Source organism: Salinivibrio sp. SS3 (genome assembly GCF_001722105.1).
GTDB classification, from domain to species: Bacteria; Pseudomonadota; Gammaproteobacteria; order Enterobacterales; family Vibrionaceae; genus Salinivibrio; species Salinivibrio kushneri.
The window spans coordinates 190,492-212,145 of the sequence record NZ_MEBQ01000045.1 but is presented as its reverse complement, the minus strand read 5'-3'; the positions used below and the strand labels follow the sequence as shown (position 1 = coordinate 212,145).

Genomic DNA, 21,654 nt, shown 5'->3' with positions numbered 1-21,654 from the left:
AGTGTCACCTTATAGGCAGTAAGATTATGCGCGCTCTAACACCACATGCGCGATAGCATACGCTTTTTCATCGGATAGCGTCAGCCAGTAATGTGCGATACCACGCGCCTGCGCCAGTTCCGCCGCGCGGCCCGAAAAGTGCAATGCCGGCTGGCCCGAAGCCTGATTGGTAATGGTAAAATCGTGAAATGTCACGCCGTTAGCAATACCGGTGCCCAGCGCCTTGGCAGCGGCTTCTTTGGCGGCAAAGCGCTTAGCCAGGAAACGGCCGGGCGCGTGATGGCACGCCAGATTGGCTTGCTCAGACTCGGTCAAGATCCTGGCGGCAAAACGTGGTTGACGCGCGAGCACTCTCTCAACACGCGCAACCTCAACGATGTCTGTGCCAATCCCTGCTATCGCCATTTATCGACGCGCCGCTTCCATGATCGCTTTCATGTCCGCGACGGCTTTTTGCAAACCATCAAACATGGCACGGCCAATGATGGCGTGACCGATATTCAGTTCATGCATTTCTGGCATCGCCGCAATCGGGGTGACATTATGGTAGGTTAAGCCATGACCGGCATTCACTTTGATCCCCAAATCGACCGCATAACTGGCGGCCGCGGAAATTTTCTTCAGCTCGGCTTGGCGATCATTGTCGGTCGCAGCATCGGCATAATGCCCCGTGTGTAGTTCAATAAACGGCGCTCCACACTGGTGAGCGGCTTCAATTTGCTTACGGTCAGCATCGATAAATAAAGACACTTTAATCCCTGCGTCCGTCAATGTTTGGGTCGCCGCTTTGACTTTATCCAGCTGGCCCGCGACATCGAGGCCACCTTCGGTGGTCAGCTCTTCACGTTTTTCAGGCACCAAACAAACAAATTCTGGCTGGGTCTCCAACGCTATCTCGACCATTTCATCGGTGACCGCCATTTCCAAGTTCATCCGGGTTTGCAAGGTTTCTTTGAGCAAACGAACATCACGATCAGTGATGTGGCGGCGATCTTCACGCAAGTGAACCGTGATCCCGGCCGCGCCTGCACGCTCTGCCAACTCAGCAGCATGAACCGGATCCGGATACGCGGTGCCACGCGCATTGCGCACGGTCGCGATGTGGTCAATGTTCACACCCAAGTAGATTTTATCCATGATTATTTCCTTCTAAACAATTCTCTGCTTTTGAGCGGCTTGGGGCCAAGGTAGGGCTTAAGCGCCATACGCGTAAAACGCTTGGCAGCACGTAGCTGTTCGACCGTCTCAAAGTGACGCATCGCTAATGCACGTAGATCGGCCCCCGTAAATTGTCGGTGTTGGCTTTTCATAATCGATGCCACAAAGCCTTGCTGCTCGCGATATAAGTACGTCATGTTATCGTTAATCGGGTCACCGCTGCCAGCACAATGAAGAAAATCAACCCCATAGCCCAATGCTTCTAACACCGCGAGCTCAAAACAACGCAGGGCTGGCTCGGGATTATTGTAGCGAGCCAGCTGGGTCAGTGCGGTCACATAGTCATGAAATAGCGCGGGATAAGGCGTGTGAGGCTCCAATACACGCATTACCAGCTCGTTGAGGTAGAAGCCGGAATACAGGGCATTGCCTGATAACGGCAGGGCGAGACCTGTGGCTTCGGCACTGCGTAAGGTGCGCAGTTCACCACGTCCGCCCCATTTGAGCAATAAAGGGGTAAAAGGCTGCAAGGCCCCTCTTATCGCCGAGCGTGGCCGACGTGCCCCTTTGGCAAGCAGAGTAACGCGCCCCTCGTGCTCAGAAAAGATATCCAAAAGCAGACTGGATTCACTGTAAGGGCGTGTATGCAATACAAAGCCGCGTTGAAACCCGTCCACTCAATCCCTCCTCGCATCGCGACTGGAATCCGTCGATCGCTTAGAGATCGTCAATATAGCCGAGGCTACGCAGGGCACGTTCATCGTCGGCCCAGCCTGACTTCACTTTAACCCAAAGCTCAAGATACACCTTGCGCTCATACAGCTCTTCCATATCTAAACGCGCTTCACGGCCAATGCGCTTGATCTTCTCACCGCCTTTACCAATGACCATTTTCTTTTGGCCATTGCGCTCAACCAAGATCAACCCATTGATATGAAAGCCGTCCGTTTCTGGATTGTAGTCAAAGCGCTCAATTTCGACGGTGACCGAGTAAGGCAGCTCTTCACCGGTAAAGCGCATCAGCTTTTCGCGGATAATTTCGGAGGCCATAAAACGCTGAGAGCGGTCAGTGATGTATTCTTCAGGAAAGTAAAACTCACTTTCCGGTAAAGCATCACGTACCTTCTGCTCAACCACATCGATATTGGTGCCGTGTTTCGCCGACACCGGGATCACGTCAACAAACGCCATCTTCTCCGACAAGGTTTGTAGGTGTGGAAAGAGCTCGGTTTTCTCTTTCACATTATCGACTTTATTAACCAATAAGACCGTTGGCAGACCAGAGCGTGCCAACTTGTTGAGCACCATCTCATCGTCTTTGGTCCAATGGGTGCCATCGACCAAAAATAACACCAGTTCAACATCGGTTAACGAGCTATTCGCCGCGCGGTTCATCAAGCGGTTGATCGCGCGCTTTTCTTCGATATGCAGCCCTGGGGTATCCACGTAGACCGCTTGATAATTATCACGGGTATCGACCCCCATGATGCGGTGACGTGTCGTTTGCGGTTTACGCGAAGTGATCGACAGCTTTTGCCCCACTAAGCGGTTTAGTAATGTTGATTTGCCGACGTTCGGCCGGCCTACAATGGCAATAAAGCCACAGCGCTGTGTATCAGTCATTATGTTAACTTCTGTAACGCGAGTTCTGCAGCCGCTTGCTCTGCCTTGCGACGACTGCTGCCTTTTCCAATCACAGAACACTCCAGTCCTGATACCTGGCACTCTACCGTAAATTCTTGGTTATGTGCCTCGCCGCGCACCTTCATCACCGTGTAGGACGGCAAGGGTTTGCGTTTACCCTGTAGGTGCTCTTGCAATCGGGTTTTCGGATCCTTTTGACTCGCGCCAGGTTCAATGGTCTCGAGACGGTGTTGATACCAATTTAAGATAATGGCTTGTACCCGGTTGATATCACTGTCCAAAAAGATCGCGCCAATCAAGGCTTCTACGGCGTCAGCGAGAATCGAGTCACGACGAAATCCGCCACTTTTAAGTTCTCCTGGGCCAAGTCGCATCACTTCGCCCAGAGAAAACTCGCGCCCAATCTCTGCCAAGGTGTTCCCCCTGACCAAGGTGGCCCGCATGCGGCTCATGTCGCCTTCGTCCACTTTCGGAAAACGGTGGTAAAGATCCTCGGCAATTACAAAGCTCAAAATCGAGTCGCCTAAAAACTCAAGACGCTCATTATGGGTGCCGTTGGCACTGCGGTGCGTTAACGCCAATTCGAGTAACGCAGCGTTGCTAAATTGGTAGCCGATATCACGCTGCAACTTATCTGTTAGTTTTGTCATCATAGTCCAGAATTAATCAATTCCACCAATACGGTTAAAGCGAATGCCTGTCGGTACCCACGATGGTAGCCAGCTATCACTGGAGCGCTCAAATTCAAAGCTGACCCAAATAGCGACGGCTTTGCCCACGAGATTGCGCTCAGGGACAAAGCCCCAGAAGCGACTATCGGCGCTATTATCGCGGTTATCTCCCATCATAAAGTAGTGTCCTTCTGGCACGACCCAGCGGTTGACGCCAGGGCGTGGCTGGTACGCACTCACGCGGTCACGTTTTTTCGGATGGACAAGGATCTGGTGAGACTGTTCACCCAGTTGCTCCTGTGCTTGTACCAAGTTAATGCCCGCTTGAACAAACGCGCTTGGCTGGATGTCGTCAATCGGCACCGGCTGGCACTGGGATTCGCCCTTGGGCTGAATACATAGGCGCTTGTCTTCATACACCACGGTATCGCCGGGCAGCCCCACCGCACGCTTAATATAATCAATATTGGGCTGAGGTGGGTATTTGAACACCACGATATCACCACGCTCTGGTTTGCCGGTTTCGACAATTTCAGTGTGGAAGGCAGGATCGCGTAAGCCATAGGCAAACTTTTCCACCAAGATGAAGTCCCCGACCAATAAGGTAGGCATCATCGAACCGGATGGAATTTGGAACGGCTCATAAATAAACGAGCGCAGCACCAATACCACCGCGATCACTGGAAAAATAGACGCCATATTTTCAACCCAGCTCGGTTGAGGCGCCACTTTAGCGACTTGTTCAGCATCCAGTTCACGCGCTGACACCTTGAGGGTTTCCCCTGCTGTCTGACGACGACGCGGTGCCCAGCGGTATTTATCTAACGCCCAAACAATGCCGGTGACCAAGGTCACCAGCACTAAAATCAAAGAAAACGTATTGGCCATAATGGAGTCCGTCGTTATTTATCTTTGCCCACGTGCAAAATGGCCAAAAAGGCTTCTTGCGGCAGCTCGACATTACCGACCTGCTTCATTCGCTTTTTACCTTCTTTTTGCTTTTGCAGAAGCTTCTTCTTACGACTCACGTCACCACCGTAACACTTCGCGGTCACGTTTTTGCGTAACTGTTTCACCGTCGAACGGGCAATAATATGGTTGCCAATCGACGCTTGGATAGCAATATCAAACTGTTGGCGAGGAATAAACTCTTTCATTTTTTCCACCAACTCGCGACCACGCGGCTGTGCGTGCGCACGGTGAGTGATAATCGCCAGCGCATCGACACGTTCACCGTTAAGGAGGATATCCACCCGCACCATGTCAGAGACTTCATAGCGCTCAAAGTTATAATCTAGCGATGCATAACCGCGCGACGTTGACTTTATCCGGTCAAAGAAATCGAGGACCACTTCAGCCATCGGAATATCATAGGTCAGTGCCACTTGGTTACCGTGATAAACCATATCAACCTGCACACCACGCTTTTCTACACACAGTGAAATGACGTTACCGACAAACTCACTCGGCACCAATATATTACAACGCGAGATCGGCTCACCAATCGCCTCAATATCATTGATTGGTGGCAGTTTGGATGGGCTGTCAACGTAAATGATCTCGCCATCATTTTGGGTCACCTCGTACACCACAGTCGGGGCGGTGGTGATAAGATCGAGGTTATACTCGCGCTCCAACCGCTCTTGGATGATTTCCATGTGCAGCATGCCAAGGAAGCCACAACGGAAACCAAAGCCCAGTGCCGCCGAACTTTCCGGCTCAAAGAACAAAGAAGCATCATTCAGGCTCAGCTTATCCAAAGCATCACGGAAGCTTTCGTAATCATCCGATGAAATCGGGAAAAGTCCGGCATACACTTGCGGCTTCACTTGCTGGAAACCTTCGATGCGTTTTTCACAGCCGTTTTTAGCATGGGTGATTGTATCGCCCACTGGTGCACCGAGGATATCTTTGATCCCGCAGATCACCCAGCCAACTTCACCAGTTTGCAGGCCATTAAGCTCTTTACGCTTAGGCGTGAAAATACCAATGCTGTCCACGTTCCATTCTTGGCCCGTGCTCATGATTTTCACTTTGTCGCCTTTTTTCAGCGAGCCTTCACGAATACGCACCAAAGACACCACGCCCAGGTATTTATCAAACCAGGAGTCAATAATCAGCGCTTGCGTTGGCGCATCAGGATCCCCTTCTGGAGGCGGGATCTGGCGTACAATGTCTTCAAGAACATCATCAACACCCATGCCGGTTTTCGCCGAGCAGCGAGTCGCTTCAATCGCTTCAATACCGACAATGTCCTCAATTTCTTGCGCCACGCGATCAGGATCGGCGGCTGGCAAGTCAATCTTATTCAGAACAGGTACCACTTCCAGGTCCATATCAATGGCGGTGTAGCAGTTGGCGAGCGTCTGTGCCTCAACCCCTTGTCCTGCATCGACCACCAGCAAAGCACCTTCACACGCCTTGAGCGAGCGTGACACCTCATAAGAGAAGTCAACGTGTCCTGGCGTATCGATGAAGTTGAGCTGATACACATTGCCGTCTTTGGCTTTGTAGTTCAGTGTCACACTTTGTGCTTTGATGGTGATACCGCGTTCACGTTCCAGATCCATTGAATCAAGAACTTGATCTGCCATTTCCCGGTCAGTTAGGCCGCCACATACTTGAATCAGTCGGTCAGAAAGCGTCGACTTACCGTGGTCAATATGGGCGATGATCGAAAAGTTACGAATATGCTTCATGTGTTGGTGTGACTTACTCGTTATCAATAAGAATGGGATCCTAAGATCAAGTGAGCGCGATTCTACCGAAAATAGTGGCTAGTCGCTATCCTGCTGTGTGGTATTTATGACGGACAAGTCTGAGACCGGCTCCCCCATCACGCGTAAAAGCAGAGGTTGTTGCTCATCTTGGGTACCGATACGCGGTGCGAGGTAACGGGCGAGCGCCACACCAACCGCGCCCAGCCCTAGACTTAATGCGATCACCCCGCCTTCTCCGCTGCCGGCAAGTGTGGCGAAGAAGAATTGCCCGAGCAATGCCCCTATTAGCATCATCGCCAGAGGGACCATGTAGACCAATAACGCGGAGCGTAACAAGGTCGCTTCACCCAAGCCGATTTCAACTAAGGTGCCGGCTGGCAAGGGTTTTGGCGCGCGCACTTTGAGGTGTTTAACCTTACCCGGAAGGGCTTTGGATACAATACCAGTGCCACATTGGCTTTGTGACTGGCAGCTACCGCAACTGGTTTGCTGCTGGCAGGCCAATGACAACCAACCATCTTGGTAGCTGGTGACTTCTGCCAATGCTTTGATCATGGTTGGACCTCCTGCTCTGACTGACTCGCGGGCATATCAATAATACGGACAGACTCCGCCACCCGTTTAGCGGTTTCAGGAGGAATATCGCCGACCACCGTAATTTCTGCATTGCCACTGGTCACGCTATGCAGTGTGCGCCGACCTTGGCGAACAATTTGCTTACGCACCGAGACATCATCGGCTTTAGCAAGATACACAGAAAAGCTGAATAGGCCATCACTAAACATCTGACTCTCCACCGCGCGCTTGGTCATCATCAAACGGTGGCGATTGCTGTACACAGGCTCAAATCCCTCGGGTAACGCAGTGACCTGCCAATCCAAGTCGGAGCGCTGCGTGGTTTGCGGCAAGGTCAGTACCGGTGGCAGAGCCAGCTCAGCCAGCTTTTGCATTGAGGTACTGATTTGTGACGAGACGACTAACGACAACGCACGATATTGCTCAAGCGGATCGCCATCACGGTCGAGCAAATCCGCTCTAACAGGGAGTTTGCTTTTCTCATCTAACCATAATACGTACGAATAGCGCTCCCCGTCTTTCGGTGTAATTCGAACTACTTGGCAATCCATCCCCGCTTCACGCGCGTGCCCCATAGAAACAAAATCATAATGGTTAGCCAGCACATCGATATCGGCTTGGATAAGCGTAGGCAAAGGCGCAACCATATGATCACTGGCAATGGTGAAAGGGTCGTAGCCGGGTTCAAAATAACTGATTTCACCGCCTCGACGGATCACTTCTCGCGGTGGGCCACTGAGATACATAAGGTGGCCATAAGCATCATCCCCAACTTGAGCATGACGAAAGCGAAGAGGTTCGAGGCTATTTTTACCTACCAAGATGTAGGACACTTCATAATCTAGGGTGTCGCTTGCGGTATCCATTTGATGTAACAAAGCCTCGGCAGAGGGTTCGGCCGAGGCTTGCGCAGACATCAAACTGACCAGCGCAAGCGCACCGATCAGAGTTTTTTTCATTGATTATTACTGCTTGTCGACGGTGCCATTGTCTGATGGTTAGACAGCCTATCCTTATTCAAGCGAAGCTGCAATTCATAGTCTTTGAGCATGGCATTGACGCGGCGACGCTGCTCCATCAACTCGGCCTCAGAAGGCGTGGCACGTAGATCGTCACGACTCAAACTCACGGGTTCAGCCGCCCCTGCAAAAGGAATGGTTTCGAGTACGGGCGGCTGGGTTTGCGTACTGGCCACCGGCGAACTCGCATCAGACTGATTATAGTGCTGCACACCCACGATCACGGCCAACGAGACACACGCGGCAACGCTTACCTGCGTCAGTTGCTGCAGCCACCCTGGTAAGTGGCGACGCGCCTTTTCCGGACGCGGCTGTGACTCGTGCATCGGGTGCACATTATTATCAAGATGATCGCCTTGATAAGCAGGTTCTGCTTCCAGCGCGGACGCTACAGAATCGGCAATGTGCCATTGCAACGAGCTGGGTGCCTCACCACGCATCACATCGCGAATGGTGCTAAAACGCCCCCAAGCCTGTTGCGCGTTATCATCTCGCTCAATCTCGTGGATCACTGACGTATCCACTAATTCGCCATCCAATAACGCTGAAATTTTTTCTCTATCCGTCATTCAAGTCACCGTCATGCAGCCAGTAAAACTCGTTACCGTTTCATCAGTGGCCGGATGCGTTTTTCAACCGCTTCACGCGCTCGGAAAATACGCGACCGCACCGTACCGACTGGACAATCCATTACCTGTGCAATTTCCTCATAACTGAGCCCATCGAGCTCCCGTAAGGTAATTGCGGTTCTTAAGTCGTCAGGCAGTGTTTCTATGGTCGAAAATACCACCTGTCTTAACTCATCTGACAACATCAAGTTTTCAGGGTTCGATATTTCTTTTAAAGACCCCCCACTTTCGTAATTTTCTGCTTCGTCGGCATCAATATCGCTGCCTGGCGGACGTCGTCCTTGCGCCACCAAATGGTTTTTTGCGGTGTTCACAGCAATGCGATACAGCCAAGTATAAAACGCACTCTCGCCCCGAAATCCCGGCAATGCACGATACGCTTTGATAAACGCCTCTTGCGCAATATCTGGGATATCGCCACTGTGTGTACCGACATAGCGGGCGATAAGGTTACATACCTTATTCTGATATTTGACGACTAACAGATTGAAAGCTTGCTTGTCACCATTCTGTACACGTTCTATTAGAACCTGGTCGGTTAGCTGCTCGCCCATTCGAGCGTTTACTCCTTGGTTGATCTTTCCGCCCGATTATCGAAATTCTAGGCCCGACGTTGTCAGAGCGCGGTTAAACCCGCTTGCGAGCTTTCGCACACGATTCGATAATCCAGCCGGCGAAAAGTTCCTCACCATGTTGGTTTTATTATGCGTTGAATCACATTACTGTGACGGAATGGTCAAAGACGGTCTCTTTGACTGAGGGCATTGTCGCCCGAACCATGCCATGGTTGCAAACTTTCACCCAAGCGGTACGGGATTTGATCTTACCGCGCGCAGCTACGTCAAATTGGTGTAACATTGGGTGCGCAGAAAGAGGATTAGGGATCATGACGACCACAACCCAGGAACATCAATGTGACGTGCTAGTTATCGGCAGTGGTGCCGCTGGCTTGTCACTGGCGCTCCGCTTAGCGCCAACCCACAAGGTGATTGTATTGAGCAAAGGCCCGCTCAGTGAAGGGGCCACGCTTTACGCACAGGGCGGTATTGCCGCGGTGTTTGACGAGCAAGACTCGGTCGAGTCTCATGTCGAAGATACCCAAATCGCGGGCGCAGGTATCTGCGATACCCAGGTCGTGGACTTTATTGCTCGCAATGCTAAAGATTGCGTGCAGTGGTTAATTGATGGCGGTGTTCCGTTCGATCAAGAAGATAGCGACGACGACACCCCTCGGTATCATTTAACCCGTGAAGGCGGCCATAGCCATCGCCGTATCTTGCATACCGCCGATGCCACCGGGATGGCCGTGCAAAACTCTCTGCAAGACAATGTCCGTCAGCACCCAAATATCACCCTGCTCGAACGGCACAATGCGCTGGATATCATCACCCGTAAAAAAGTCGGATTGGGTGGCGCTAACCACGTGCTCGGGGCCTACATCTGGAACCGAAACCAAGAAGTGGTTGAGACCGTGCGCACTAACTATGTGGTGCTCGCCACTGGCGGTGCTTCCAAGGTGTATCAATACACCTCTAACCCCGATGTGTCATCCGGTGATGGCATCGCCATGGCATGGCGGGCAGGTTGTCGCGTCGCCAACTTAGAATTCAACCAGTTTCACCCTACGTGCCTGTACCATCCAGACGCGCGCAACTTTTTGCTCACGGAAGCGTTACGCGGTGAAGGCGCACACTTAAAACGCCCAGATGGCTCACGCTTTATGTCAGACTTCGACGCACGCGGCGAGCTTGCCCCGCGTGATGTGGTGGCCCGAGCGATTGACTACGAGATGAAGCGCCTTGGCGCCGACTGCATGTATCTCGACATCAGCCACAAAGACCCTGACTTTGTGATCAAACACTTCCCCACCATTTACGAAAAGCTCAAACAATACGGCATCGATCTGACCAAAGAGCCGATCCCTATTGTCCCTGCCGCCCACTACACCTGTGGTGGCGTGATGGTGGATAAAAACGGCACCACAGACCTGCCCGGCTTATACGCGATTGGGGAAGTGAGCTACACCGGCTTGCATGGTGCCAACCGTATGGCCTCTAACTCGCTGCTAGAGTGTGTGGTGTATGCGTGGTCAGCGGCTGAACATATTAAAGCGCACTCAGACCATATCGAGCCCCATACCGCACTCCCCCCTTGGGATGAGAGTCAGGTCATTTGTTCTGACGAAGAAGTGGTGATCCAGCACAACTGGCATGAGTTACGTCTTTTTATGTGGGATTACATGGGGATTGTGCGCTCAACCAAGCGCTTAGAACGTGCTTTGCGTCGCATTGAGCTACTTAAACAAGAAACGCACGAGTACTACGCTAATTTTCGTGTCTCGAATAACTTGCTCGAATTACGTAATTTACTCCAAGTCGCTGAATTGATGGTGCGTTGTGCCATGCAACGCAAAGAAAGTCGTGGTCTACATTACACCATTGATTATCCTGAGCCTAACGAGCAATCCGGTCCCACCGTGTTAACCCCGGACCAGCCCTGCTAGTGGGTTTCGCGCCGTCTGCTGCTTTAACGATAAAGGCCAGCCTCACGAGGCTGGCCTTTTTACTGGATATCATCGTGGTTATTCGCTTTTAAACTCGCTCACTGCACGCTCAAGGTGCGCCGCTTCTTCGGCCACCTTGTGTGCCGCTTCGCGGTTCTGGTTGGCGCGTTCGGTACTGTTTTGCGCGATATCTTGAATGTTGTGCACGTTTTGGTTGACTTCTTTCGCCACCGAACTTTGTTGCTCGATCGCCGTGGCAATGTGGGTACTCATATCCATAATGTTTTGCATATCGGCCATGATTTGCGATAGCTCTTGCGAGGCCGCTTCCACTTTACCCACAGATGTTTCCCCATCTTCTCGGCTTTGCTCCATACGCTCAGACACCGACTGGGTTTGCTCTTGCAACGAGGTGATAATGCCAGAAATTTCATCGGTCGACTCACGAGTACGGGTCGCTAGCTGGCGCACCTCATCAGCGACCACCGCAAAGCCACGCCCTTGCTCACCGGCGCGCGCCGCTTCAATCGCCGCGTTAAGCGCCAGCAAGTTGGTTTGCTCAGAAATATCTTTAATCACATCTAATACTGAACCGATGGTTTCAGACAGCTTACTTAATTCAAGCACCTCGTTGCTGGTATTACTAAGCGTGTCTGCCAATGTCATGATCATTGCCTTGGTGTCGTCGACCACTTTTTGTCCATTTTCGGCCCGACTTAAACTGGTACGCGCATTCTCCGCGGCCTGATCCGTGTTGCCCGCGATATCGCGAATCGTACTTTCCATCTCATTCATCGCGGTCGCCGCATGGGTGGTTTCATCTAACTGGGTAGACAATGCGGACCCGGTAGCTTCAGTACGCGACTCAACTTGCTCTGCACTGTGGTTAAGCGCTTGTATGGCGCGACTCACGTCGACCACCATAGCCTGGACACTGGCGAGCATCTGATTGACATCTTTAGCCATCAATGAGATCTCATCACGCCCGTTTTCATCTGCTCTCAAGGTCAGATCCCGCTGCTTGGTGATGGCGGCCATTTGCTCACTGAACCGGTAAATACGCTGTTGAATGCCACGGTTCATCCACAAAGAAATCACTGTCATGATCAGTGCCAGTATCAATACCGCCGAGCCAGTAAACGTCACGGTTTGGCGCAATGCTTGCTCGATGGCCTGCTCATACTCTTGGCTTAGCACATCAAACATTTCTTCCACTTGGTGAGTTTTGCCACGAATTTGTCCGAGCAAACCTTTGTCCGCCGCTAACCCCAATGTCTTTTTCTGGGCAACAATTTGGTCCACTTGCGCCTGATGCGCTTGAAACAACGCCAGTAGGTCACCACGAAGGTAATCTTCAAGCTCTTGCATTTGGCTTTGATATTCATCGATGTAGTCAAGGTTACTGCTTTGCACAAACAGTTTGGCATCTGCGGCTAACAGGCGAGCGCTACTCTCCAGCACAATGTCATTTTGGGTCGCTGCCACCATTTTCTTGCTCGCGTTTTGCATTTGTCCGCGGATCCCCTGCTCAGGGGTTAACCCCAATGTTTGGTAGCCCTTACCCAGATCACGAAACCCACTAGCATATCCTTTCATCGCGCTTTTCACTTTATCAATGGTCGCGGTCTCTAACCCCAGAGAGGCACTGCGGGCGTGGAAATCACTCAGCAGCTGATTAAACGCATCAACATTATTATCAAAACGGGAGAGGTATTTAGGATCCATGCGCGCGAGAAAGTCTTTCTCATTGCGGCGTAAGTTGAGCAATATCACCTCAAGATCAGAGACTGTGGTTAGCTGATTGTGCATTTTTTGCAGTCGTGTTTCCGCCTTCCACGCAATCGCCGCCACCGCGAGGAGTGCCAACACCGACAGCAAGGTGAGTGACAAAAGTTTTTGTTTAATATTCATAGCGACCCTACAGCATTATCTGAGCAGAATGGATTTTATCCGTGTCCCTTGAATATCGGTGATAAAGTGAAAAAGTAAAGCCACGCAATCAGTTTGTCACAAATATGTCACGTTATATCCCGACCTTGCTGACAGCAGTGCCGATAAATCAGACGAAAATGATAATCTGGAAGGCCATGACGCCAAATATACACGTATTGCGCATCCACACGAGAGGTCAGCACCAGCAGCCATGGGGTCGCATAAACACAGGATAATTTTCGATACTGTCCATTGGGCATCACAGCCCAAGCGTCAGAGGAAAAGCGAAAAGGCCCCTCGCTACCGATGAGGTGAGCATGGAAAAAGCGCAAGTCTCGCACCGCCCAAAGGGTTAGCACAGCACGAGCACTTAAAGGAAGGGAAACATGCGCCATGGCCAGCCAAGTCACCATCGTTCCCAGCAAAACCAGGCAGACAGTGACATAACGCGGGCACTGTAGGTGACTATGTACGTAACTTACTGCGGTTATAAGCGACGACCTTATCGACAACAGACTTCATCTTGGGGTCGTCAGGTTTACCATGCCCCATCAACCACGCAAACAAATCCGGATCTGCGCTTTCCAAAAATGCGACAAAATCCTGCTTTTCTTGTTCATTTAGCGTGTCGTAGCAGGCTTCAAAATAAGGCATAACCAACACATCCAGCTCTAACATGCCACGACGACATGCCCAACGAATCCGCGCTTTATCCTCGGTGTTAACCATTGCTTACCTCTATCAATGATGTCAGTGCTTGCATACTATCAATGCCGCCATCAGGCGACTACTTTTGCCGGAAAACAAACGGTGAATCTGAGAGCTCTCTAGCGTTAATCAGCAAGACACCGTAATAGCCCTACAATACAAAGGCTGACAAGCTTTATCCTCCCTATTAGTATACGGGACAGAGTCTATATTTTCTCAACAGAGAGCGTGAGTGTTATGAGCGAATGGTATCAAACCGTGGCCTTTGAGCCTGCGGATACACACCCCAGTGACCCACAGCCTGAACTGGCGATAGTTGCTCTTGATAACTGGGCAATCACTAAAGTGAGCGGCGACGATACAAAAAGCTACTTACAAGGTCAGCTCACTTGCGACATTGCCAGCCTTGCAGAGGATAAATCGACCCTTGCCGCTCATTGCGATCCAAAAGGCAAAATCTGGTCGGTGCTGCGTTTTTTCCATTACCAAGACGGGCTCGCCATGGTGCAACCGGCCTCGATTGAAGCCACCCAAGTTCAAGAGGTGAAAAAATACGCCATCTTTTCAAAGATTGCGTTTGAAAAAGTCGATGCCGTACTGCTCGGTGTGATTGGCACGCAGGCAGACAAATGGGTGGCCGATCACTTTGGCCCGCAAGGTGACGTTCGCCAAGGGCAAGCGGGCACCGCCGTATACATTGAACCACACCGCTGGTTACTGGTGGTTGACCCGGCCAACGCCACAGCGCTTATCAATCAAGCCTCTGCGACCTTGCTCACCCATGAGTATTGGGATAAGTGGGATATTGATGCCGCATTACCCCGTATTGAGCAGGCCACCAGCGGCGAATTTATCCCGCAATCGTTAAACCTTCAGGCGCTGGATGCGATCAGCTTCACCAAAGGCTGTTACACCGGTCAAGAAACTGTGGCGCGAGCCAAGTATCGAGGCATGAACAAGCGTGCCATGTACAAACTCAGCGGCCAAGCCAAGCACACACCTGTTGCAGGCGATAAAATCGAACGCGCGGTGGGCGACAATTGGCGTTCAGGCGGGACAGTTATTGCTGGCTATCGCGATGTGAATGGTAATGCGAGCGTGTTAGCCGTACTGCCAAATAACCTGGACGACGACACCGCTTTCCGCCTGGCTGAGTCTCCCTCACATGCATGGCACCGTGAGCCACTCCCCTATTCACTCGAAGACGACGATTGAGCCGTGCACACGGATCCTCATTGGCAAACACCCGTGACTGCCGCACTCGATAGCGCCGATATTCGCTACCAAATACTGTGGCAGTCACGCGCGACCCAATCGATTGAAGACACCGCTGCACAACGGGGGATTGATCCTGCTCAGATGCTTAAAACCATGGTGTTGCGCGATATGGGCGGGCGTTATGCGGTGGCCTGCGTACCAGGCGACCAACAAGTGAGCCCGCCCAAAGTCCGCCAGCTGCTGGGATACCGACGAATGACGCTTGCCAGTGCACAACAAGTGCAAAGCACAACCGGCTACGCGCGTGGCACTGTCGCGCCATTGGGACTGTCACCGGATCTGGCGTTGGTGTTTGATGAGCAGATCTGGCGCTATGAAACGGTCACCATTAGCAGCGGTGATCCTCACGCCGGATTATGGGTGAGAGTGAAAGATCTTCTCGTACTTTGCCAGCCTCTGCGCGGCGACATATGCCGCGTTCAAGACGGTTAGATGTAGGAGTCACGCAACGGATGGCGCAAAAATACTGGCGGAAATACGATCTCAACTTGTTGGTGACCTTTGTCACTTTAATGGAAACCCGCAGTGTGACTGGGGCTGCAGAGCGCCTATCTCTGGGTCAATCAGCCATGAGCCACAGCTTGGCGCGTCTGCGTACGATGCTCGACGATCCCCTTTTTGAGCGGCGCGGACACCAAATGGTGCCCACCGCCCGCGCGCTCGATATCGCCCCTAAAATTGAGGCGCTACTCGACACACTCGCCACGGACGTGCTGACTCCGCCCGCTTTTGAACCTGCCCTTTTTGATGGTCAGATCCGCCTTGGACTCACCGACTACGCGGAGCTTATCTTCGCGCCGGCGTTGTTCGATACCCTCAACCAACAACTTCCTTTAGCACAACTTAGCTTACGGCCAGTCGATCGTCGCCACTGTCTGGATGCGATTAAAAATGATGATGTCGACGCGGTGATCGGCGTGATCCCGGAAAACAGCGATATTCTCGACAGCCAGGTATTATATCGCGAACAACACGTGTGTCTATTTGACCCTCAAAGTACAGGACTGGATGCCCCCATCAGCGTGGCCGATTTTGTCGCCACGCCGCACGCCTTGGTGAGCACTTACGGCCAGCTTTCTAGTCCGATAGATGCGCGTTTAGAAGCGCTAGGCTATCATCGACAAGTGGTGATGGGATCGCAGCGCTTTTTAACCGTAAGGCAGTTGCTAAAAGGGCGACAACTGCTGTGTACCGTGCCAGAGCTTATGGCGCGACTTGATACCTTTAACGATGCTAACCATCTGGCATTTAGCCCACCTCCTATTGATGTCCCAGGGTTTGATATTGGCTTGGCATGGCGACATCAAGCCAGCGGTCACCCCAAAATGCAGTGGCTCATTGGCCAGATAACCACCATTGTCGATAAGCGCGTCGCTTCCCTGAAAGCGTTATCTACCCAGCCTCACGCGCAAGAGGAAACCTAATGAACATCGTCTCTCTGTCGATCCTTAATCCTGCTTACGTTGCTCAACGGGTCAGTGAAACGTTCACGCATAGTGAGGGGGCCGATACCGGCGAAGTTATTCATCACTTAATCGATAAGCTGCTCGGTGAAACGCCTCGTGAAGACTGCCATGGTTGGGGGATGCTTGACGGTGAGCAGTTAGTGGGTGCTGTCTTTTTCTCACGATTGACCTACCCACATACGGACAAGGTTGCACTGCTCTCTCCGATGGCTATCTACCCTGATTATCAGCGCCAAGGACATGGAAAAGCATTAATCAACGCTGGACTCGAACAGCTACGTACATTGGGTTATCAAGCGGTGGTGACCTATGGCGACCCCGCTTTCTACACTCAGCTTGGGTTTCATCCAGCCGATCATATCGAGGTGGTGCCACCCCATACATTAAGCTACCCACACGGTTGGCTGGCGCAATCGCTGATTGATAGCGACTTACCGGCATTAGGCGCGAAACCGTGCTGCGTCGATGCCTTCAACCAAGCGGATTTATGGTAAGGATAAAGTGATTATTTCTTTAGGCAGTGTCATCACGGCGACATAAACCCACTTCACAATCGGTGCCGTTTTCACACCCCTATAGGGTGACAACCACTCACACCAGTAAGAAGAGGTTATGCGCGTTTTTAATCGCTATTCCCCCAAGCTTGTCGCCAAACATGTCACACGATTATTCTCGGGTCGCGTCTATATTGCAGGAAGAGGCCGATTTGATTTTGATAATGGTTGGTTAAAAGCACCGGATCACGCCACCATCTGTCACTACCGAACCGTGAAGGAAGTTAACGGGTTGATTCGAGATGTGTATCAGGACGGGCTTCGAGAGCCAGAACAAGCTGGCTCATTGCCGACCGCTTACTGACTTCGCCGTACCATACAAATAGGGGCTCGTCAGACGGGCCCCTGTTTATTATTTAGATAAAAAGGACAGGCATAGCATACGAGCTTACCCCTAACCCTTTAGTCTGCGTCTTGATCGCCTAACGTTTCTTCATAGCTTTGCGCATCGAGCAGGCTATCGATTTCAGACTCATCTGTCGCTTGAATCTGGAACAACCAACCATCGCCGTATGGGTCGCTGTTAACCAGTTCAGGGGCGCTATCTAACTCTTCATTGACGGCCACGACTTGACCAGAAATGGGCGCATAGATATCCGACGCCGCCTTGACCGACTCTGCAACCGCACAATCGTCACCCGCATCAAAAGTGTCATCTTCATCAGGCAAATCGATAAACACCATATCCCCCAGTAGGGCCTGGGCGTGATCAGAAATGCCAATGGTAAATAGGCCTTCCCCTTCAGGGCGAACCCATTCGTGTGTAGCGGTAAATTTTAATTCAGATGGGATATCACTCATAATCTTGTTCCTTGTTACACCCAATGACAACTCACACCGTCAATCGGTACATTCAACATCTCTCACAACCTGATCGCATGCCGACTCGGCAATGGTCTTTGTGCTATTTAGCATATTCTCTGTTTTTCGCCAATTTCAGCCATCACGCAATCATCAAAAAGTGGTCGTGCGCGTCGTAGGCTTTGCCAGATCAGGCAGGTTCCCCTCCAACCCTAACGCCCGCGCCATAAACGGCTGCTTGGCGCCGGGCAAATGATTGACCGCACGCATGCCCACGCCACGGACGAGCTTTTTCATCGGATTATCGCCTGCGAACAAGCTGCGGAACCCTTGCATCGCCGCAATCATCTGCACCGCTTCCGCTTTACGCCAACGCTCATACTGGCGTAAGCCGGCGTAATGCCCAATATCTTTCCCTTTGTCGGCGAGTGACGTCAGTGTTTGCGCCAAAGCGGCCGCATCGAGCATCCCCAGATTCACCCCTTGCCCAGCCAGAGGATGGATAGTGTGCGCCGCATCACCGACCAGAGCCAGGCGCTGCGCCGCAAAGTGTTGGGCATAACGCATGGTAAGAGGGTAACTGGCGCGTGGGCCTACTACCTCGCACAAGCCGAGTTGCACATCAAACGCAGCGGTTAAGGCACGGTTAAAGGACGCTGAGTCCACCGCGACGTAATCCGTCGCTTGTTCTGGGGGAACAGACCAAACAATTGAACATAAATGCGGGTCTGAAAGTGGCAAGAAAGCAAGGGGGCCGTCCGGTGTAAATACTTGTCGTGCAACGCCCTGATGCGGCTCCGCCGTGCGCACCGTCGCCACCACCGCATGATGACCATAGTCCCGCTGTACCAAAGGGAAGTCGGCTTGCTCACGCACCCAGGATCGCGCTCCATCAGCCCCCACGACCAGTTTCGCCGTCACGCCGTCCCCAGACGCGAGTTGTAACCAGGTTTCGCTCTCTCCTTGCAGCATGGTTTGGCATTGCGCCGGCATCAACACAGTCACATTGTCCTGCGTTTGCACTTTATCGAGCAAAGCCAACTGGATCACACGGTTTTCAACAATATGGCCGAGGTTTTGCTGGCCAAACGCCTGCGCATCAAAATGGATGTCGGCAAAACTGTCTTTCTCCCACACCCGCATCTGTTGGTAACAGGCCGCACGCCGTGAGGCGATGCCCGGCCAGACATCCAGGGTGCGCAGTATGTTTTCACTCGCTCGGCTCAAGGCAGAGACGCGGTTCTCTGGTACGTCGTTTAAGGTCGTTTCCGGCGCTTTACCTTCTATCACCACCACCCGCAAATCCGTGTCGGCTAGAGAGGCGGCAAGTGTGAGCCCCACCATGCCGCCACCGACAATGGCCACATCGGCATTGATCATTTTCATCTCGGTTCTACCCATCCTATGGTGCGTTGCACAAGCGGTTGTTTCATACTCTCTAATGCTGACATTAATCCTAACCCGGCATTACGTGCCCCCGCCAGAAGCGGGCTATCATTGGAAAAGAGGTGAACCAACCCTGATGTCAATGCCACTGTGGCATCTCGGTCTGGTGTTCGTTGTTTGGCGTACGCCATCAATGTTGGCATCGCACCGATATCATCACCACGCGATGCCGCCTCCGTCAGCGTGTGAGCCAACGTCATCACATCTCGCAAACCAAGGTTAAAGCCTTGTCCGGCAATCGGGTGTAGGCTTTGTGCCGCATTCCCCACCACGGCCACACGATGACTCACCGGGCGAACCACTTGGTTGAGCGTCAATGGATACGCATGACGCTCTCCAACGTGCAGCAACTTGCCTAAACGCCAGCCAAACACCTGCTGCAGGCGATGAAGAAACGCATCATCACTCACTTGCATCAGCCCTTGTGCTTGCTCGGCTGTCATACACCACACTAACGAGCAACGCCCTTGCGACATGGGTAACAGCGCCACGGGGCCGGTTTGGGTAAAGCGTTCAAAGGCGTGGCCTTGATGAGGCAGTGCGGTTGATACATTGGCAATCACTGCCACCTGACCAAAATCGTGTTGCTGACGCGGAATATTGAGCTGCTGGCAACAAGACGAGCGCCCACCGTCAGCCGCAATGAGTAGCGAAGCAGTTAGAGATTGTCCCTGCTTTAATCGCACCGTTACCGCCGCCGGCGTTCGCTCAATCGCCATCACGGCATCCGGGCAAAACACATCGATCGCCTCGCGGTGTTGCAACTTTTGGTGAAGCACCGCTCCGGCATCCGCCAACTCGATAACTTGGCCAAGATAAGGCACGCCCTGCGACTGTGCGTCAATATGGGTTTGTCCGGCGTGGCCACGATCAGACACATGAATATGCTGAATCGGCGTGCCAAAGGGGACGAGTGAGTCCCACAGCCCTAAGCTCGCAAAGGCTGCACAACTGCCTTGTGCTAATGCGATACTGCGTGCATCGTAACCTGGATGCTCGCGATGATCGGGCACCATCGCCTCGACCACGGCAATACGCAGTGTGCCGCCACTCAATGTGTCTAAGGCCAGTGCGGCAGTCGCCCCGGCCATTGCGCCGCCTGCGATCACTATGTCATAGGCTTTCATCCCACTCTTTCCTCACCCTGAGTCACTGACGCCTCAATCTGAACGCGTCATTGAGATTAATGCAATGTTTTAGGCGTATCGTCACTGTCCGGACGCGCCCCAAGTTCGGCATGCACCACCATGCTGCACACGCGCACATGTTCGACAACCTGCTCAAGCAACTCTGCTTGCTCTTGCATGTCGCCATCTTCATCGACACCCAGCTGCGCCACGTCTTTAAGATCGCCCAACGCTTCTGTCACATCCTTAGATAAGGTGCGACCTTTGGTTCCGATCAATCCCACACCGGCTAAAAACGCGTTGATCCACTCCACCAGTGCTTCGGCTCGAGCCACGACACCGGATTGCTCGTCGTCAGGGACATAAATCTCTAAATCAAGATCACTGCCGGTAAGCTGTGCTTTTAGCTGGTGATAGCTTTGCATGGCAAGTGTCTTAGACTCTGTTGGCCACCCCATCCCTTGATGGGTGTAATCATAAAGCATGGTTAGCCAGCTACCATCTTCCAGCTCTAGCCCGCCACTGAGCATGCCAGCGATTAAACCGTGCATTTCTGCAGGCGTTACCGCCAAACTATCAGCCCTCAGTGTGTCTGCTGTTGTCGCATAAGCGGGTAAACGGGTATCAGTCACAATCTTGCCCCTTGCTGTGCCATCAAAAATAAGAGGCTTAGTTTAGCATTTCACACCACTGGGCTGAATCACTGCGATTAAAAACGATCTCACGCCGATGCAACGGCCACGCGATACATTGCGTGTTGGGTGGCTGGTTGATAAGCACAGTGTAAAGGCATCAACCAGCCAATCACGATGACAAGGATCAACCCACACCGGCGGGAGGCTTTCCTCTTAGCGAGCCAATTCACAGTTCTGTCTAAAAGCTGAAACACTCAGTGAATGATAGGCACGGCTGCCGTCATATTATCGCCCTTAAAGGGTTGTTATTGTTAGACCTATGCGTCGTTTGAATACCACTTTTTGATTAAATTCGCGGCACCAGTGGCGGAGATGGTTTTCGATGTAGTGTATTCACCAGAATAATTGCTAGAATAGCGCCATATTATTGTGTACTGGGCCCTCGACAAATCGGGCCGTATGAGGAGCCAGCGTGGGACTATGAGCACACAACCGGTTGAAATTAAAATTCTAGATCGTCTTGTTCGCGTCAATTGTCCACCCGGGCAAGAGCAAGCGCTTAAAGATGCAGCAAGCGAGTTCGATCAACGGTTGCATCGGCTGGCTGAGCGCACTAAAGTAAGCAATACAGAACAGCTAATTGCCATTGCCGCTCTCAATGTTTGCCACGAATTAAATGATGCCAAACAGTCATTAGAGACACTGCAAGATCAGGTAACGCAACGGACCGCCCTGATGACATCACAACTCGATAAAGCAATGGCAGCGCAAGGATCGCAAGAATAAC

General features: G+C 52.1%; 25 protein-coding genes. 7 read left to right on the top strand and 18 right to left on the bottom strand.

What is annotated here, in order from left to right:
- Positions 1–24: 24 nt before the first annotated feature.
- The 11 genes from acpS to rpoE all read right to left on the bottom strand — a co-directional run bounded on the left by acpS (position 25) and on the right by rpoE (position 8,971).
- Complete coding sequence (gene acpS / locus BGL48_RS15295) at positions 25–405, bottom strand: holo-ACP synthase (RefSeq protein WP_069363457.1); 381 nt, start codon at positions 403–405, stop codon at positions 25–27.
- Complete coding sequence (gene pdxJ, locus BGL48_RS15290; protein WP_069363456.1) at positions 406–1,137, bottom strand: pyridoxine 5'-phosphate synthase; 732 nt, start codon at positions 1,135–1,137, stop codon at positions 406–408.
- A gap of 2 nt (positions 1,138–1,139) precedes the next feature.
- The gene (gene recO / locus BGL48_RS15285) at positions 1,140–1,835 is read right to left on the bottom strand and encodes a DNA repair protein RecO (protein ID WP_069363455.1); all 696 of its coding nucleotides are present in this window, start codon (positions 1,833–1,835) and stop codon (positions 1,140–1,142) included.
- 40 nt (positions 1,836–1,875) lie between these two features.
- Positions 1,876–2,781 carry a GTPase Era gene (era, locus tag BGL48_RS15280; protein ID WP_069363454.1) on the bottom strand — a complete coding sequence of 302 codons (906 nt, stop codon included), beginning with the start codon at positions 2,779–2,781 and terminating at the stop codon, positions 1,876–1,878.
- Positions 2,781–3,452 carry a ribonuclease III gene (gene rnc, locus BGL48_RS15275; protein ID WP_069363572.1) on the bottom strand — a complete coding sequence of 224 codons (672 nt, stop codon included), beginning with the start codon at positions 3,450–3,452 and terminating at the stop codon, positions 2,781–2,783. Before rnc ends, era begins: the two co-directional genes overlap by 1 nt.
- Before the next feature lie 12 nt (positions 3,453–3,464).
- Entirely contained in the window at positions 3,465–4,361 is an 897-nt protein-coding gene (gene lepB, locus BGL48_RS15270) for a signal peptidase I (RefSeq protein ID WP_069363453.1), read from the bottom strand.
- Positions 4,362–4,375: 14 nt separating this feature from the next.
- Positions 4,376–6,172 carry a translation elongation factor 4 gene (gene lepA / locus BGL48_RS15265; RefSeq protein WP_069363452.1) on the bottom strand — a complete coding sequence of 599 codons (1,797 nt, stop codon included), beginning with the start codon at positions 6,170–6,172 and terminating at the stop codon, positions 4,376–4,378.
- Between the two features lie 78 nt (positions 6,173–6,250).
- Positions 6,251–6,748: a SoxR reducing system RseC family protein gene (locus BGL48_RS15260; RefSeq protein WP_069363451.1), complete on the bottom strand. Its 498-nt coding sequence runs from the start codon at positions 6,746–6,748 to the stop codon at positions 6,251–6,253.
- Positions 6,745–7,728, bottom strand: a complete 984-nt coding sequence (gene rseB, locus BGL48_RS15255) for a sigma-E factor regulatory protein RseB (protein WP_069363450.1) — start codon at positions 7,726–7,728, stop codon at positions 6,745–6,747. Before rseB ends, BGL48_RS15260 begins: the two co-directional genes overlap by 4 nt.
- Entirely contained in the window at positions 7,725–8,357 is a 633-nt protein-coding gene (locus BGL48_RS15250) for an RseA family anti-sigma factor (protein ID WP_069363449.1), read from the bottom strand. The genes rseB and BGL48_RS15250 overlap by 4 nt, the downstream gene beginning before the upstream one ends.
- Positions 8,358–8,389: 32 nt before the next feature.
- Positions 8,390–8,971 (bottom strand): RNA polymerase sigma factor RpoE, encoded by a 582-nt coding sequence (rpoE, locus tag BGL48_RS15245; RefSeq protein ID WP_046074081.1) that lies wholly within the window; start codon positions 8,969–8,971, stop codon positions 8,390–8,392.
- A 332-nt stretch (positions 8,972–9,303) separates the two neighbouring features.
- Here rpoE and nadB point away from each other — a divergent pair, with 332 nt between their 5' ends.
- Positions 9,304–10,920 (top strand): L-aspartate oxidase, encoded by a 1,617-nt coding sequence (nadB, locus tag BGL48_RS15240; RefSeq protein ID WP_069363448.1) that lies wholly within the window; start codon positions 9,304–9,306, stop codon positions 10,918–10,920.
- Between the two features lie 78 nt (positions 10,921–10,998).
- Here nadB and BGL48_RS15235 read toward each other — a convergent pair whose 3' ends face one another.
- The 3 genes from BGL48_RS15235 to BGL48_RS15225 all read right to left on the bottom strand — a co-directional run bounded on the left by BGL48_RS15235 (position 10,999) and on the right by BGL48_RS15225 (position 13,581).
- Positions 10,999–12,831, bottom strand: a complete 1,833-nt coding sequence (locus tag BGL48_RS15235) for a methyl-accepting chemotaxis protein (protein ID WP_069363447.1) — start codon at positions 12,829–12,831, stop codon at positions 10,999–11,001.
- A gap of 107 nt (positions 12,832–12,938) precedes the next feature.
- Positions 12,939–13,265, bottom strand: coding sequence for a hypothetical protein (locus BGL48_RS15230; protein ID WP_069363446.1), 327 nt, complete (start codon positions 13,263–13,265; stop codon positions 12,939–12,941).
- 52 nt (positions 13,266–13,317) lie between these two features.
- Positions 13,318–13,581, bottom strand: a complete 264-nt coding sequence (locus tag BGL48_RS15225) for a succinate dehydrogenase assembly factor 2 (RefSeq protein ID WP_069363445.1) — start codon at positions 13,579–13,581, stop codon at positions 13,318–13,320.
- Positions 13,582–13,797: 216 nt separating this feature from the next.
- On the opposite strand from BGL48_RS15225, the gene ygfZ reads away from it, so the two are divergent.
- The 5 genes from ygfZ (at position 13,798) to BGL48_RS15200 (ending at position 17,162) form a co-directional block, all read left to right on the top strand.
- Positions 13,798–14,775, top strand: coding sequence for a tRNA-modifying protein YgfZ (ygfZ, locus tag BGL48_RS15220; protein WP_069363444.1), 978 nt, complete (start codon positions 13,798–13,800; stop codon positions 14,773–14,775).
- 3 nt (positions 14,776–14,778) lie between these two features.
- The gene (locus tag BGL48_RS15215) at positions 14,779–15,270 is read left to right on the top strand and encodes an aminoacyl-tRNA deacylase (protein WP_069363443.1); all 492 of its coding nucleotides are present in this window, start codon (positions 14,779–14,781) and stop codon (positions 15,268–15,270) included.
- Positions 15,271–15,290: 20 nt separating this feature from the next.
- Entirely contained in the window at positions 15,291–16,262 is a 972-nt protein-coding gene (locus BGL48_RS15210; protein ID WP_069363442.1) for a LysR family transcriptional regulator, read from the top strand.
- The gene (locus BGL48_RS15205) at positions 16,262–16,798 is read left to right on the top strand and encodes a GNAT family N-acetyltransferase (protein ID WP_069363441.1); all 537 of its coding nucleotides are present in this window, start codon (positions 16,262–16,264) and stop codon (positions 16,796–16,798) included. Before BGL48_RS15210 ends, BGL48_RS15205 begins: the two co-directional genes overlap by 1 nt.
- A 118-nt stretch (positions 16,799–16,916) precedes the next feature.
- Positions 16,917–17,162 (top strand): DUF1107 domain-containing protein, encoded by a 246-nt coding sequence (locus BGL48_RS15200; RefSeq protein ID WP_069363440.1) that lies wholly within the window; start codon positions 16,917–16,919, stop codon positions 17,160–17,162.
- Between the two features lie 98 nt (positions 17,163–17,260).
- Here BGL48_RS15200 and gcvH read toward each other — a convergent pair whose 3' ends face one another.
- The 4 genes from gcvH to BGL48_RS15180 form a co-directional block, all read right to left on the bottom strand.
- Positions 17,261–17,650 (bottom strand): glycine cleavage system protein GcvH, encoded by a 390-nt coding sequence (gene gcvH, locus BGL48_RS15195; protein WP_321166657.1) that lies wholly within the window; start codon positions 17,648–17,650, stop codon positions 17,261–17,263.
- Between the two features lie 162 nt (positions 17,651–17,812).
- Complete coding sequence (locus BGL48_RS15190; protein WP_069363439.1) at positions 17,813–19,045, bottom strand: FAD-dependent 2-octaprenylphenol hydroxylase; 1,233 nt, start codon at positions 19,043–19,045, stop codon at positions 17,813–17,815.
- A complete protein-coding gene (gene ubiH, locus BGL48_RS15185) occupies positions 19,042–20,232 on the bottom strand; it encodes a 2-octaprenyl-6-methoxyphenyl hydroxylase (protein ID WP_069363438.1) in 1,191 nt (396 codons plus the stop codon). The genes BGL48_RS15190 and ubiH overlap by 4 nt, the downstream gene beginning before the upstream one ends.
- 56 nt (positions 20,233–20,288) lie before the next feature.
- A complete protein-coding gene (locus BGL48_RS15180; protein WP_069363437.1) occupies positions 20,289–20,864 on the bottom strand; it encodes a UPF0149 family protein in 576 nt (191 codons plus the stop codon).
- Between the two features lie 483 nt (positions 20,865–21,347).
- On the opposite strand from BGL48_RS15180, the gene zapA reads away from it, so the two are divergent.
- Positions 21,348–21,653, top strand: a complete 306-nt coding sequence (gene zapA, locus BGL48_RS15175) for a cell division protein ZapA (protein WP_046074068.1) — start codon at positions 21,348–21,350, stop codon at positions 21,651–21,653.
- The last annotated feature ends 1 nt before the right edge of the window (position 21,654 follow it).

What these genes read in the sequence shown, in the direction of transcription:
- acpS (WP_069363457.1), bottom strand. Translation starts at nt 405, where the DNA reads ATGGCGATAGCAGGGATTGGCACAGACATCGTTGAGGTTGCGCGTGTT.
- pdxJ (WP_069363456.1), bottom strand. Translation starts at nt 1,137, where the DNA reads ATGGATAAAATCTACTTGGGTGTGAACATTGACCACATCGCGACCGTG.
- era (WP_069363454.1), bottom strand. Translation starts at nt 2,781, where the DNA reads ATGACTGATACACAGCGCTGTGGCTTTATTGCCATTGTAGGCCGGCCG.
- rnc (WP_069363572.1), bottom strand. Translation starts at nt 3,452, where the DNA reads ATGACAAAACTAACAGATAAGTTGCAGCGTGATATCGGCTACCAATTT.
- lepB (WP_069363453.1), bottom strand. Translation starts at nt 4,361, where the DNA reads ATGGCCAATACGTTTTCTTTGATTTTAGTGCTGGTGACCTTGGTCACC.
- lepA (WP_069363452.1), bottom strand. Translation starts at nt 6,172, where the DNA reads ATGAAGCATATTCGTAACTTTTCGATCATCGCCCATATTGACCACGGT.
- BGL48_RS15260 (WP_069363451.1), bottom strand. Translation starts at nt 6,748, where the DNA reads ATGATCAAAGCATTGGCAGAAGTCACCAGCTACCAAGATGGTTGGTTG.
- rseB (WP_069363450.1), bottom strand. Translation starts at nt 7,728, where the DNA reads ATGAAAAAAACTCTGATCGGTGCGCTTGCGCTGGTCAGTTTGATGTCT.
- BGL48_RS15250 (WP_069363449.1), bottom strand. Translation starts at nt 8,357, where the DNA reads ATGACGGATAGAGAAAAAATTTCAGCGTTATTGGATGGCGAATTAGTG.
- rpoE (WP_046074081.1), bottom strand. Translation starts at nt 8,971, where the DNA reads ATGGGCGAGCAGCTAACCGACCAGGTTCTAATAGAACGTGTACAGAAT.
- nadB (WP_069363448.1), top strand. Translation starts at nt 9,304, where the DNA reads ATGACGACCACAACCCAGGAACATCAATGTGACGTGCTAGTTATCGGC.
- BGL48_RS15235 (WP_069363447.1), bottom strand. Translation starts at nt 12,831, where the DNA reads ATGAATATTAAACAAAAACTTTTGTCACTCACCTTGCTGTCGGTGTTG.
- BGL48_RS15230 (WP_069363446.1), bottom strand. Translation starts at nt 13,265, where the DNA reads ATGGTGACTTGGCTGGCCATGGCGCATGTTTCCCTTCCTTTAAGTGCT.
- BGL48_RS15225 (WP_069363445.1), bottom strand. Translation starts at nt 13,581, where the DNA reads ATGGTTAACACCGAGGATAAAGCGCGGATTCGTTGGGCATGTCGTCGT.
- ygfZ (WP_069363444.1), top strand. Translation starts at nt 13,798, where the DNA reads ATGAGCGAATGGTATCAAACCGTGGCCTTTGAGCCTGCGGATACACAC.
- BGL48_RS15210 (WP_069363442.1), top strand. Translation starts at nt 15,291, where the DNA reads ATGGCGCAAAAATACTGGCGGAAATACGATCTCAACTTGTTGGTGACC.
- BGL48_RS15205 (WP_069363441.1), top strand. Translation starts at nt 16,262, where the DNA reads ATGAACATCGTCTCTCTGTCGATCCTTAATCCTGCTTACGTTGCTCAA.
- BGL48_RS15200 (WP_069363440.1), top strand. Translation starts at nt 16,917, where the DNA reads ATGCGCGTTTTTAATCGCTATTCCCCCAAGCTTGTCGCCAAACATGTC.
- BGL48_RS15190 (WP_069363439.1), bottom strand. Translation starts at nt 19,045, where the DNA reads ATGAAAATGATCAATGCCGATGTGGCCATTGTCGGTGGCGGCATGGTG.
- ubiH (WP_069363438.1), bottom strand. Translation starts at nt 20,232, where the DNA reads ATGAAAGCCTATGACATAGTGATCGCAGGCGGCGCAATGGCCGGGGCG.
- zapA (WP_046074068.1), top strand. Translation starts at nt 21,348, where the DNA reads ATGAGCACACAACCGGTTGAAATTAAAATTCTAGATCGTCTTGTTCGC.